General features: G+C 51.4%; 9 protein-coding genes and 3 pseudogenes. 7 read left to right on the top strand and 5 right to left on the bottom strand.

The window, feature by feature from the left end; all coding sequences use genetic code 11:
* Positions 1 to 1,355: 1,355 nt before the first annotated feature.
* Both K6I40_RS27765 and K6I40_RS03060 read left to right on the top strand, forming a co-directional pair.
* Positions 1,356 to 1,489 (top strand): annotated as a pseudogene (locus K6I40_RS27765) (NDP-sugar synthase); the annotation flags it as partial.
* Between the two features lie 373 nt (positions 1,490 to 1,862).
* Positions 1,863 to 2,846, top strand: coding sequence for a sugar phosphate nucleotidyltransferase (locus K6I40_RS03060; RefSeq protein ID WP_222912800.1), 984 nt, complete (start codon positions 1,863 to 1,865; stop codon positions 2,844 to 2,846).
* Between the two features lie 127 nt (positions 2,847 to 2,973).
* On the opposite strand, the gene K6I40_RS03055 is transcribed toward K6I40_RS03060, so the two are convergent.
* Entirely contained in the window at positions 2,974 to 3,921 is a 948-nt protein-coding gene (locus K6I40_RS03055) for an NAD-dependent epimerase/dehydratase family protein (RefSeq protein ID WP_222912799.1), read from the bottom strand.
* A 23-nt stretch (positions 3,922 to 3,944) separates the two neighbouring features.
* Here K6I40_RS03055 and K6I40_RS03050 point away from each other — a divergent pair, with 23 nt between their 5' ends.
* A complete protein-coding gene (locus K6I40_RS03050) occupies positions 3,945 to 4,196 on the top strand; it encodes a hypothetical protein (protein ID WP_222912798.1) in 252 nt (83 codons plus the stop codon).
* Positions 4,197 to 4,269: 73 nt separating this feature from the next.
* The gene (locus K6I40_RS03045; protein ID WP_222912797.1) at positions 4,270 to 4,431 is read left to right on the top strand and encodes a hypothetical protein; all 162 of its coding nucleotides are present in this window, start codon (positions 4,270 to 4,272) and stop codon (positions 4,429 to 4,431) included.
* A 604-nt stretch (positions 4,432 to 5,035) separates the two neighbouring features.
* Here K6I40_RS03045 and K6I40_RS03040 read toward each other — a convergent pair.
* A pseudogene (locus K6I40_RS03040) lies at positions 5,036 to 5,296 on the bottom strand (nucleoside-diphosphate sugar epimerase); the annotation flags it as partial.
* Here K6I40_RS03040 and K6I40_RS03035 point away from each other — a divergent pair.
* From K6I40_RS03035 to K6I40_RS03025, 3 genes are all read left to right on the top strand, one after another.
* Entirely contained in the window at positions 5,292 to 5,459 is a 168-nt protein-coding gene (locus tag K6I40_RS03035; protein ID WP_222912796.1) for a hypothetical protein, read from the top strand. The pseudogene K6I40_RS03040 and the gene K6I40_RS03035 overlap by 5 nt on opposite strands.
* Before the next feature lie 100 nt (positions 5,460 to 5,559).
* On the top strand, positions 5,560 to 6,915 hold the full coding sequence (locus K6I40_RS03030) for a flippase (RefSeq protein ID WP_222912795.1): 1,356 nt from the start codon (positions 5,560 to 5,562) through the stop codon (positions 6,913 to 6,915).
* A gap of 227 nt (positions 6,916 to 7,142) precedes the next feature.
* Positions 7,143 to 8,147: a polysaccharide pyruvyl transferase family protein gene (locus K6I40_RS03025; RefSeq protein ID WP_222912794.1), complete on the top strand. Its 1,005-nt coding sequence runs from the start codon at positions 7,143 to 7,145 to the stop codon at positions 8,145 to 8,147.
* Positions 8,148 to 8,329: 182 nt separating this feature from the next.
* Here K6I40_RS03025 and K6I40_RS03020 read toward each other — a convergent pair.
* From K6I40_RS03020 to K6I40_RS03005, 3 genes and pseudogenes are all read right to left on the bottom strand, one after another.
* Positions 8,330 to 8,985 (bottom strand): annotated as a pseudogene (locus tag K6I40_RS03020) (ISH3 family transposase); the annotation flags it as partial.
* Positions 8,986 to 9,000: 15 nt separating this feature from the next.
* Positions 9,001 to 9,825 (bottom strand): sulfatase-like hydrolase/transferase, encoded by an 825-nt coding sequence (locus K6I40_RS03015; protein WP_345779369.1) that lies wholly within the window; start codon positions 9,823 to 9,825, stop codon positions 9,001 to 9,003.
* Positions 9,826 to 10,649: 824 nt separating this feature from the next.
* On the bottom strand, positions 10,650 to 12,107 hold the full coding sequence (locus K6I40_RS03005; protein ID WP_222912792.1) for a hypothetical protein: 1,458 nt from the start codon (positions 12,105 to 12,107) through the stop codon (positions 10,650 to 10,652).
* Between the last annotated feature and the right edge of the window lie 195 nt (positions 12,108 to 12,302).

The raw sequence follows: 12,302 nt of genomic DNA, 5'->3' as shown, positions 1-12,302 counted from the left end.
GTCGGCTACTTTTCACTCTCTATGAACAGGGCCAAGATGCCAGTGAACTCCCACTTCACCAGGTATCAGGTCTTGCGTTTGAGGAAGAGAACACGCAGGCTGCGCTGTATCACATACATCTTCCGAAACTTGAGGTGAAGGGTACGTACATTGCGATAGTGACGAGCACACGATAACCAAAGGTCAAGAGTGGGACCAAATCGAACCTCTTCTCAGATTGGTCCACAACCATCTGAATGAACTTCCGCACCCAATAAGGGGTACCCGTTCAACGTCGTAGCTCCCACAGGCAGGTCCCTTTTCGATGAATAGCTCGTTAGTGGCGATCTCCTCCCTGGCGTAAACGGAGAGGGAGCTTTGCTCCCTCAAGCAGTCGGGCGCAGCCCGACGACGCCAAGGCTTCCTGTCCCGCAGGGTGGGATATTTGCTGGTTTGCAACCTACTCGGCATGACAGGGCTACTGGCGGGGCTACACCGCTATTACTCCTATCCCGGTATGGGGCTCGGAGTTATCCCACCTTGCGTCGGGACGGCGTCCACAGATGCCCTATCTGGCATTCGTAGATGATCTCGGGAAGTTCGTCCGAGTCAATACATGGGTGTGCAGCAGGTGTTTCGACGATTGATACGGGTTCACCGCAATAATCGCAGGAGTGCATGGTGACGAGAGCACAATTTAACAGTGGTGTATAAAATCTTTGTCAGACGATACCGATACACATGCCTGCTGATTGCAGCGAATCACCGGTTCAGTGGGGCTACACGTAGCGGTTCGCTCACCGGAGAGAGGGAAGCGCTCTTACCCAGTCCTGTAGGAGTAGCTACCATGAGTTGGGAACCCATCCGTGTTCGGTTAAGCCGAGAAACCGAGAGATTGTGCCTGCTGACTAAGTTATGATTGTAGACCGCGTGGGGAGAGGTTGTGCTAACGGAACTCTCCCCAAACCTCATTTGACGGCGGCTGACCCCCTCTTTTCAGCAGCGCTTATTGAGTACTTTGCGCGAAACGGCCCATATTCTGCACATTCCACTTATTTGTGAGAAAGGCCCGCTTCATGAGTCTCATGTGTTTCATATGTCTCGCGGATCCCACACAGACACAGAGAGTCATTCAGGGGCGGAAACCGGAGCAGTTGGATCGGCTGAAGCAGTCGCAATTCGTTCCTCGGCTTTCCTCCTGATACGAATCTATCTTAATCTAATATACCATAAAATACCTTCTAATATGGGTCTGCAGAATCGAAGACGGTACTCTCCACTCGTTCAGTAGAACACACATGAAATGTGGTGTGTACTCAAACTGTTGTCGTCGGCTTTTATACCTCAAGCTGCAACGTGAGGCGCGGGTATGGTTTATGTGGCCGCTCACAAACGAGCGCCCGAAGATGTGCCTCCCGATCGGTGAGGAAACCGTGACCGACCGGATCTTCGCCGAACTCGAGGTGAAGACACGGATCGACGAGGCTCCGTCAGCACGCCCGAGCGCTTCGTTGGTGACCTCGAGTGTCTTCCCATTGTACCGGCCACTGTGGTCTGTCCGGATGCGACGTTCGCAGGGTCCATTTACGGCGGGGTTTCCTCGCTATCGCAAGATGAAACGTGGTGTGTGGGTTCAAACTCGCCGATCACTCGTCGTCGTTCCGGGAGTCCATACCGCCACTCGGTCGGCTAGCACGGACCGATGCGCAGTATCGGTATCTCTTTCATTGCGTCATCTCTAGATAGCTAGTAACAATGAACGCGATTTTCGCGACCGGGCGCTACCAGTGTAGCGCTCCAGGAAGGATCGGTCATCGGACCACGGCTGCCACAGCCGCCCCTAGCTCGGTTTCTCTCGAGTGTGTCTGTCAGGGGGAGTCGGCATGAACGCGGTTGTCCTCGCAGGAGGGTATGCGACGCGGATGTGGCCGCTCACAAAAGAGCGGCCGAAGATGTTTCTCCCGATCGGTGAGGATACCGTGATCGACCGGATCCTCGCCGAACTCGAGGTGGACGCGCGGATCGACGACGTCTACATCAGCACGAACGAGCGCTTCGCTGATGACTTCGAGGCGTATCTTGCCGACAGCGAGTTCGACAAGCCACGGCTCTCGATCGAGGAGACGGTTGGCGAGGACGAGAAGTTCGGCGTCGTCGGTGCACTGGCGCAACTCGTCGACCGAGAAGAGATCGATGACGATCTGTTGGTCATCGCCGGCGATAACCTGATCAGTTTCGACATTGCGGACTTTATCGATACCTTTGCGGAGCGCGACGCACCGACGCTCGCCGCCTACGACGTTGGTTCACGCGAAAAGGCGAAATCCTATGGACTCGTCGAACTCGAGGGCGAGCGCGTCGTCGACTTCCAGGAGAAACCTGCTGATCCCAAGAGCACGCTCGTTTCGATCGCCTGCTATGCCTTCCCGCAGAACTCGCTTTCGCTGCTGGCAACCTATCTCGCTGGGGAGAACAACCCCGACGAACCCGGCTGGTTCATCCAGTGGCTACAGGATCGGAAGCCAACCTACGCGTATACGTTCGAGGGTGCCTGGTTCGATATCGGCACGCCGGCGAGCTATCTCGATGCTGTTGCCTGGCATCTCGATGGGGAATCGTGCGTGGCCGACAGTGCGACACTCGAGAACGCGACGGTCGGGCCGAACGTTCACGTGATGGACGGTGCGACACTTGTCGATACGACGGTTGAGGACGCAGTGATCTTTCCGGAGGTGACGCTCGAGGAGACGGCCCTCGAGCGGTCGATCGTCGGTGAGGGAACCTGCCTCACTGGGTATTCGCTCTCCGAGGCGTTGTTCGGCTCTGAATTACAGGTCACGAATCGTCCTGAGTCACCAGCTGACTAGTCTGCTCTGATGAAGTAACTGTACCGTGACTTTGCCATACCCATGGCCAGCCTGGGTGGTAACAAGCCGTACCGGCGGGGTCAATAGTGCTGCACAAAAGACGGTATGATGGAGCGGGCCGCCCAGTCTACTGGTTGGACGAGGTCACTGCGTCGGCCTCGGTGTACTGTGCACAGACCCGCCGGAGTCCCTCCTCGAAGTCGATCTCGGGTGCCCACCCGGTCGCCTCGCGCATCGTCGACGAATCGGCGCAGGTGTCGTGCACGTACACCGAATCGGGAATCGGGTTTTCGACGTATTCGGGCTCGATATCGGTCCCGAGTTCGTCGTTGAGCATCTCGACAACCGTATTGAAACTGTACGGCTCGCCCGTCCCGAGGTTATAGATGCCAGTGAGCTGGGTGTCCGCGGCCTGCTCGAGTCCGCGGACAATATCCGTGACGTGGGTGAAGTCCCGCGTCTGCGTGCCATCGCCGTACAGCACCGGTGCCTCCCCGTTCGCGATGTCGTCGGCGAACTGGGCGATCACGTTCGCGTACTCGCCCTTGTGTTCTTCAGCGCCGCCGTAGCCCTGATAGACCGAGAAGAAGCGCATGCCAGCGACGTTCATATCATAGTGATTGGCGAAGTACTCGCCGTAGCGCTCGCGGGCGAGTTTCGAGGCTTCGTAGCCGGTGTTGACGGCGACCGGCATGTCGACTGGCGAGGGCTCGGTACGACTGCCGTAAATCGAGGACGTCGACGCGTAGACGACCGTCTCACAGCCGTCCTGGCGGGCCTGCTCGACCACGTTGACGAACCCCTCGACGTTGACGCGGGCTCCCTTGGTGGGGTTCTCCTCGTGCATCGCATAGGAGGAGAGCGCCGCGAGGTGGAATACCACGTCGACGTCCGTCGGGAGATCGTCCTCGAGGACGCTCCGATTGTGGTAGTCGACGGCAGACTCGAGGTTCTCGGACGTGCCGAGGTACTCGTCGTCGATCACGACGACGTCGTTATTTGCTGCGAGATGATTTGCCAGATTGGATCCGATAAACCCTGCCCCACCCGTTATCAGGACGCGCTTATTCTGCATGTCACTATGACTAGCAGCCACCTATGAGAACGCTACGGTCTCGGGACGTCTGTGAGCCCCATGAGTCCGAGGGCGGTCGCTGTTTACGGCTTTCGACGCTTCGAGGTGGAAGACAGACGGTCCCGCCGCTTGCGTCGGCAGGCCACATCGACAACCCGTTCTTTCCCGTTATCCTGAGTATGATCAACGCAATACGATCGATACTCAAAGAAGCGATCAGCCTCGTTATCGCAATCATCACGTTCCCGCTGCGCGCGCTCCGTCGGTTGCTGTAGCCGACGTTCGGTCGCTTTTCGGTTTCGGCACGCTCCGCATTCTTCGGCCAGTTCGACGCCTACGGACGCTGCCGTGTTCACCATTGGCGACGAGTTGCCCGCGGCGGCGATCAAGCCGACGACGTTCGTGGCTGTCGAGCACGCTCGCGTCTCGGGGTCCTCGGTTCGCTCGTCGGCCCGAAAGCAGACCAGCGCCTCGCCTCTTCCGTCCTTTCTCTCTCGAGTCCGCGCCTGATGGGATCCCGAACAGTTGGTGTCCACCGCTCCCCAGAACCGAGCTCGTTCCGATTCCCTCGCTCTCACGGTGACGGGACTAGTCTAGAATACCAACTGAAACGATTTATATACCGTTTGTGCAGTCCGCGGGTCTCACTCACAGTGCTTGCTCCGAACTGCGCTCCTGTCGTACGATCGTCGATTGCGTGTTGATACCATAGCTCTCGGCCACTTCGGCGGCCTCGGTCATGACAGTACGGATAGGAGCAAATGGGGGCGTGACGCGCAGTGCTCAGGCCATCGTACAGCGCGATACTCGCGCCATCGCACGGAGCAGGACACCGCAATCGTGACGGGACACAGCCATGCTTACGTCGCCGTCGGTGGGGAACCACGAGCCGTCCCAGCCAACGCCGCTCTCCGGGGCTCAAGCTGGCGGCCAGTCCCGAGTCCGCTGCGGACCAGGCGGGCAGCGCACTGCAGGTTTCGTGTCGAACACCGGCCCTGGAGTGATGGTGGATGTGACGATGATGGCCGATCCAGTAGCTGGCAATAATCGATCTACTTGTACGGAACATGGGGTACCGAACTGTGGCGGAGCAACAGATGAGTACCCTCGCCGATTACTGGGACGAGGCCGCTGCGTCGTCTTCGGTGTACTGTGCACAGACCCGCCGGAGTCCCTCCTCGAAGTCGATCTCGGGTTCCCACCCGATCGCCTTGCGCATCGTCGACGAATCGGCACAGGTGTCGTGGATGTACACCGAACCGGGAATCGGGTTTTCGACGTATTCGGGCTCGATATCGGTCCCGAGTTCGTCGTTGAGTATCTCGACAACTGTATTGAAACTGTACGGCTCGCCCGTCTCGAGGTTATAGATGCCGGTCTCTAACAGAACTCAGGACTTGATCCCCGACGATACAACGTTTCTCCAAGGCGACCTCACGTCGCAGGCGACAATCGACGAGGTTGTCATCGCTAACATTGATACTGTGCTCCACTGTGTAGCCGCCGACAAGTACGTCAACAGTGACGAACACAGTTGATCATTGTTTCGCCACGTGGTTAGTAGATATCACCCCATATTTCTAAACCGCCTCAAATGCGAACAGGTTTTTAAAGAAAAGGGATATGGGACAAACATAGATGGGGTCAAAAGATATAGCAGATGTCGGTCAAGCAGGTATTCTTGTCTTGCTCGGCACTGTTTTGAGCATGTTCTCTGGATTCTTATTTCGCCTTGTCGGTGCCCGCTATCTCACTACTGATCAATTTGGGTTAGTTGTACTTGGAATCTCACTCGTTAATATTGCATCTCTCCCCTGCCTCTTCGGTTTGAACCAGGGCGTCGTTCGGTTTATCGCAGCTGAAAAGAACGGGCAATACCGGGATACGTACATTACGGTCTCAATTCTTACTGTAGTTGCGCTTGGAGGCATCGCTGGATTCCTTGGACTTCTCTTCAAAGACACAATCAAGAACGAGCTATTTGGGAGTGCTACTCCTGATCTGTTACTCTATATCTTTCTATGTACGATTCCAATTTTTGCTCTCTTGAAACTGATTGGCGGGATTCTTCGGGGAGAAATGAACTCAAAGGGTTTCGTGCGGATATCTAAGATTATTCGACCAGGATTAAAGCTCATACTAGCAGGGGTTGCAGTCTTTGTATTCGGCACAAGCACGTCGGTAGCAGTCGCATTTTTCGTTTCAACTTTATTTACAACCTCGGCTGGATTGTACCTTGTATGGGCGGAAGGATGGCGACCGCAGATCATTCAGTCTGCAAAGATAACTCAGCTCTATCGATTTAGTCTTCCGTTGTTAATTTCGTCTTCAATATTCATATTATTATCGTATCTCGATAAGATGCTCATTGCGTATTACCAGGGTCCTGATCACGTAGCAATATATGAAGTTGCAGTTACTATTGTTTCACTTCTCGGCCTCTTTAGGTCTGCATTTGGGTTTCTCCTTTATCCGAAACTCACTGAACAACTCGCTGATGGGAACGAGGCAATCATCGCACCAATGTACCAGCAAACTACAAAATGGATATTAGGGCTGACAACGCCCGCATTTGCTGCTCTTGCCCTTCGGCCTGATTTTCTAATATTCCTATTCGGGGAACAGTACGAAGTCGCGGAGATAAAACCGCTGTTAGTCCTTTTAGGACTTGGACTATTTTTGAATGCAGTTACAGGACCGAATGGGGAGGCGATGCTCGGATTCGGCCGATCAAAGTCAGTACTCATCTACAATACTATCGCAGTTTCAATCAATTTCGTCCTCAATATCGTGCTGATACCCAAATACGGGTTAGTAGGGGCCGCCACAGCATCGCTTCTCGGGTATACTGCTATGAATATCCTCAAGTCAATTGATCTGTACCTCATGCACAATATTCTTGTGGTCTCAATTGAATCGGTCCTGATGTCTGTAGTTAGTTTCACAGTCGTAACTTTCGGACTTATTTTATTCCATCTAACATTCATATGGTAGTAGAAATAATCACTTTGAGTGCTATTGGGATGATATCTGGAGGCATGGGTGTTCTCATGCTGTGGATTACTGGAGGCATCTCGGACGAGGACCGAGAACTTGTTTCAAAACTCATTAAGAGTCTACAGGGAAACATATAGCGATTCGACATATAAATATTAAACCATAAATATGACTACTTCGCGTATGTCAAAAAGGTTATTTACCTTCCGAATTTCAAGACACGTATGCAAATTCTACTATTGCGAACCTGGATCGCAAATATTGGAAATGGATTTATCGATAAAGGAGCAAGGGCAGCTATCGAGCGTGCATTCCCCGATGCAGAGATCATCGAAGCGAGTGGTCACCCAAATTTAGTTGGAGGTCGTAAGACGAAAGGACTCCTGCCGAACGTCTTTTCTGGCCGGGATGAATCGGCGTATGGAGAGTTGTATCGACATTCTAGCCATACTCCACTCCAGAATACCGTCAACATTGGTGAATTAGTGGATGTTGACATAGCGGTTCTCCCGGGCTGTATTCTATACGAACACGTATTGGAAAAGTACTATCCAGTATTCGAAAAGCTTGTAGAGGATGACACCCCGCTCGTTCTGTTAGGAGCTGGAGGTGGAGATTACGATCGCGAAACCCAGCGATATGTCAAGCAATTTATCAATGAAGTAGAGCCAGCAGGGTTAATAACTCGAGATAGGGACGCGTACGAGTCATACAGCGACGACGTACCGCATGCCCATGATGGGATTGACTGTGCGTTCTTCATCAATGAGTGGTATGACCCGCCGACCGCTACCGACGAGTATGATGTTGCAACCTTCGATAAACAAACTACTCCTAAGATCGTGTCCAATAGAAGAGTAGTCCATACGGACCATTATCCGTTTGAGCAACCCTACGGGAACCTCTGGCAGAAAATCAAGAAAATGAAATCTCAATGGAACTTGTTCAACAAGGATGACGTATTCGTATCCGATTCGATTCGAGATTATCTGTTCTTGTATGCAAACACGCGGGTTACACACTCCGATCGGATCCACGCCTGTGTGCCGACACTTGTCTACGGAAACCGTGCACAGTTCTGGTTCGATACGCCGAGAGGAGCTCTCTTCGAGAAAGTCCTCGATGAGGATATCCAGGACGAGCCCGTTTCAGTCAATCAAAACTTGCTAAAGAAAGCTAAACAAAAACAAGTTGAAGCGCTTCAGAGTATGATCAGCAATTCACTCTAATTGTATTATGGGATTGATGTAGAATCATATTCAGTCGATCACATTGAGAGGCTTATGATCTCCTCCAGTAGGCGCTGAATCTACGTCTGTAATGTCTGACGTCGGTCAGTCGCTGTCAGCGGCGGATCACCGCCGACGCGACAATGTTGCCACTCACGACCGCTGCCCCAATTTAGGGACAGCTACGGGAAGAACCGGTCGTCGAGTGGTTGATTCGCTGGGACTGCTCTGCGCATACCGGGGGCTGTCCAGGCAGCACAAACCATCATCTCATAGAACTCCGTGAACGGCCACTTCCAGAGGCGGCGCCCCCACGGCGGGGCGCCGCCACGTACATCCAATGAAGGTATCGCCAGACGTTCTGCAGCAACAAACTCACGACAAACATCAATAACCGAAGCCCGGCATTCCGAGAACTGGTGAGAGCAAGGTTCTGCTTGGCTAATCAATAGCTTGACTCGATGCTGAAGCGCTTGCGATAGTGTTCTCGATCCTGTAGTGGGTCGATGAACGGCGCGTCAACGGCGTAGCCGTGACGCGCCACCCCATACTCGTCGTATCGTTCCTCGCTGGTAGACACAGTCGATGAACACAGGGAATATTACCCGCCCAGCGAGTTCGTGTTCAATCACGCGACTCAGCCTCTGCTGAGTTCGTCTTGAATCGCCTCACCCACTTGATAATTGGCATACTGTAGGCGTAATTGTACGCGTACAGCAGTTCAAGACCAGTGCTGTTGTAGAAATCCTCGATCAAGGTAGACGGCCTTGACGCGCAGATCAAGGCCGTAAAGGAGTTTGAGGAACTCACCAAGAGCATCGCTGGTGGTTTCGCCAGCGTGTCCCGTTAGAAATTACATTTTATATCCTAGGTCGCGCAATCGGTCTTCGACATCGTCATCAAAGTCGCCATCTACTCGTGGCAAAGTTGATGGTAATGTTACCAGAGACTCGGCTAATTCAAGAAAATTGGATTCTCTATCTATAGGATTACGTTCTCCCCGGTCCTTATTATAGAGATATGATCTGTGAGCATTAGCATAATCCCATTCAATATCACCACCTGGGGTTAGCTCATTGACAATATATTTCGTTTGCTCGTCTCTCACTGAGACCGTATGCCCTTCCTCATCAAGCGTATCAGAAACAATCGGCTTCGATGCCGGTTCCTGAAATAGATCTCTAGAACCGCTCTTAGAGGGGAATTCTCCTCGCTCAATGTTAACAGCATCAGAAACTAGCTCGTGCAGCCAAGCTAATGAAACAGGTGCAGAGATCCGTCGACCATTCTCACCAGGAATATTGATCAAAAGTGGCACATGCAATAATTCGTCATAATGATAGTGCCGGGGATGACCGTATACGCCTTGCCGGTCGTAAAGTGCCTCTCCGTGGTCTCCAGTAACAATAAGCGTAGTTTCACCCCAGATATTGTTGTCTTTTAAATGTTCAATGAGTTTCCCGATATTTTTATCGACGTAACGAAGAGCCCCGTCATAAAGCCGGTCGTAGGGAACATGATTCCGGGCAGCTCGCCCAGCATCATAAAACAGAGATTTGATGGTCCCGATATCATCCAATTCCGATGCAGAACCCGGATGAATAGGCGCATGCAAATCCATGTAATGTGTCCAGAGGAAGAACGGTGAACTAGACTCTCGGTCATCAATTTCGTCAATAGCTAACGAAGTGATAGTTTTCGCTCGCGTTGTCGGCCATGATGACCGATACTGTTTGTATCGATATAGGACATACGCTAAGGAATACGGATTATAGGTTGTGGCACTGTCTAGTTACTCGATCCCGACGTATAGCAGTGTTTCAGAGCCTGCTACAGCATTACCGGTGAAATCTGAGATTGACACTGCTTATGAGAAATTTGCTGAAGCAGCCGAATTGTCGCTGCTCGTGGAACAGAGTCCCCTATATCAGATCCAATATGATGATTTTACAGCCGATACCGTCACTTCATCACCTTCCCGTATTGCGGTTTCTCTTATCTAGACAGTGCCGGGTTAGAGATTATGGCATTTGTCTGATATCACTGCTTAGAAAGGTGGCTTGCGATCGTCGTGGAATCACCGGGAAGAGCTTTCCAAGCAGGATGATCTCCATATTGTGCGCCATTATGAGAGTGCTGCCCTGCTAATATTCCCGGGAACGATTCCGTCGTATATGGCCCAGTTGAGTATGCATTGTCGAAAAAGTACGAATCGGTTAGTGAATCTAAACTAGGGGTCGTATTTCGATGGTGCCCGTTAAATCCACACCGGTCATACCGAAGACAATCAATCGTGACTAAAATAACGTTCTTCATATGATTCTATAAAAATGTGCATAGTCAAGTAGGTTATTAATTTACTATAACACCAGAATGTAGTTATTATATCATTAGGTGGTTCCCACCAACTATATTCGATATAATGGAGGGCATGACTAAATCTATAAATTGACCGGATTTTTAGCCTCAGGTTTTAATATATAGGTCAACATTGATCAGTACTCAACAGTAAATTACTACGTCTGAATTCTCGAAAACAGCCGACCGATTAGAATGTTCCAACCGGGTGATGGGGTCGTATGTCAGCTGATGCAATCCATTGTACTGGACCTTGTCTTGACCTTTCCGTAGGAAGAAGCATCCATCTGCTCCGGAGAGGTTCCCCGTTACAAGATACTCACTGGCAGGTGACCACCCCTCCGGAAACCCTCCACCTTCTCCCGTTTTGTGTGTGGCACGTTCACCTTCAAAATCAGTTATCTCTTGAGCGATAAAATAGTTCCCGTATATTTCTTGATCAAGATGTGCATTCGCCCATTGCTTCGCGTTAACCTCGTCATCAGTGAGATATTCCTGTACTTCGACGGGGTGATCTGGGACTGCACCAGCACCCACGAGTTGCGTGATCAGCAATAGAGCAACGATAACTGGTGCCACTGAGCGGTTTGTCTGCTTTGAAAGAATGACGGCGCCGATTACTGCTAATATGATAAAAAAGGGCTCTCCAATTCCAATCGCCCGTTCCACAGAAAGACTAAACGGGGATGCAATAGCTCCGATGATGATTAAAGTAGACGTGCCGACAATCCCTAATAAACCGGCAGTCTTCCGGTCTGATTGTGTATAGAACAGCCAGATGCCCGCAATTCCTGCAGCCAACATTAAAACCATCCAGGATCCATGCTCAAAAATGAGGCTATCTAATCCGTCAATTGTTGTTGCCGCAGGTGTATCAACTGTTGGTTCGATTGTGCTACCAGATACAATATAGATAAGTTTTGCGATGGTACCTTTAATCCAAGCTGTCAACCATACCATTTGAACTCCAAATATCAGGCCCGAAATGAGGAAATAGTGGCCCAGATGACGCATAGTTAGCGCACGACTGTCACGTATGATGCCGATGAGATAAATTACTGCTATTGCGGTGATTCCCCCGAGGGGAAGTAATGCTCCGAGCTTATGGAGACCGGCCATAATCGCAAGGAAGATGACCAAAAGCAGCGTTCTTAATAGATTATGCTGGCCTATAATCAGGATTGATGCAACAAGATACCATAGAATTAGCATCGTACTTTGTGGTATCGTAAGGGTAGAATAGACAATAGTAGACCCTCCAGCTGCTGCGAGGATGGACCCAAGTTTTGCTGCTCGGTGTCCGCTGAGAACTGTCGTTAGATGCGCGACTGTGACTACAGGGACGATCGCGTAGAGAACTGTTGAGGTCAATTGAAGAGTCGTTGCAGGACTTAGTCCAGACACGTCCATCACGATAACATGAATAATATGGTAGATGGGGGTAGACCCATAAAACCCCAAATCAGAGATTGCTCCGATTCCTTCATCTGAGACAACACTGATCGCGACAGCATATTTGTCGGGATCCATGCCGATCATCGAAGGAGTCGCTATCCAAATTGTGGCGCGGTATACTAATCCAGCCGCGATTGATTCAGTCACGACGCTCCTCAGACTCAGTCGATCGTTATCGTACAGCAGCAGAAGAAGAGTCGCTAAAAAGCCCGCAGGGAGCACCGGCCAAAGTCCAGGATGAAACACTGACCAGATCGAACTTGCCAGAAGAGGAAGAAGGCGAAAAATTCGCCGCCAAGACGCCGAAACCATAACCTATCCAGTGGCATAGATAGTTAAAAA

The sequence above is a fragment of the Natrinema sp. SYSU A 869 genome (genome assembly GCF_019879105.1).
Taxonomy (GTDB): Archaea; Halobacteriota; Halobacteria; order Halobacteriales; family Natrialbaceae; genus Natrinema.
This window is presented reverse-complemented; position numbering and strand designations above follow the sequence as displayed.

What these genes read in the sequence shown, in the direction of transcription:
- K6I40_RS03035 (WP_222912796.1), top strand. Translation starts at nt 5,292, where the DNA reads ATGCCGGTCTCTAACAGAACTCAGGACTTGATCCCCGACGATACAACG.
- K6I40_RS03025 (WP_222912794.1), top strand. Translation starts at nt 7,143, where the DNA reads ATGCAAATTCTACTATTGCGAACCTGGATCGCAAATATTGGAAATGGA.
- K6I40_RS03050 (WP_222912798.1), top strand. Translation starts at nt 3,945, where the DNA reads ATGAGAACGCTACGGTCTCGGGACGTCTGTGAGCCCCATGAGTCCGAG.
- K6I40_RS03060 (WP_222912800.1), top strand. Translation starts at nt 1,863, where the DNA reads ATGAACGCGGTTGTCCTCGCAGGAGGGTATGCGACGCGGATGTGGCCG.
- K6I40_RS03030 (WP_222912795.1), top strand. Translation starts at nt 5,560, where the DNA reads ATGGGGTCAAAAGATATAGCAGATGTCGGTCAAGCAGGTATTCTTGTC.
- K6I40_RS03055 (WP_222912799.1), bottom strand. Translation starts at nt 3,921, where the DNA reads ATGCAGAATAAGCGCGTCCTGATAACGGGTGGGGCAGGGTTTATCGGA.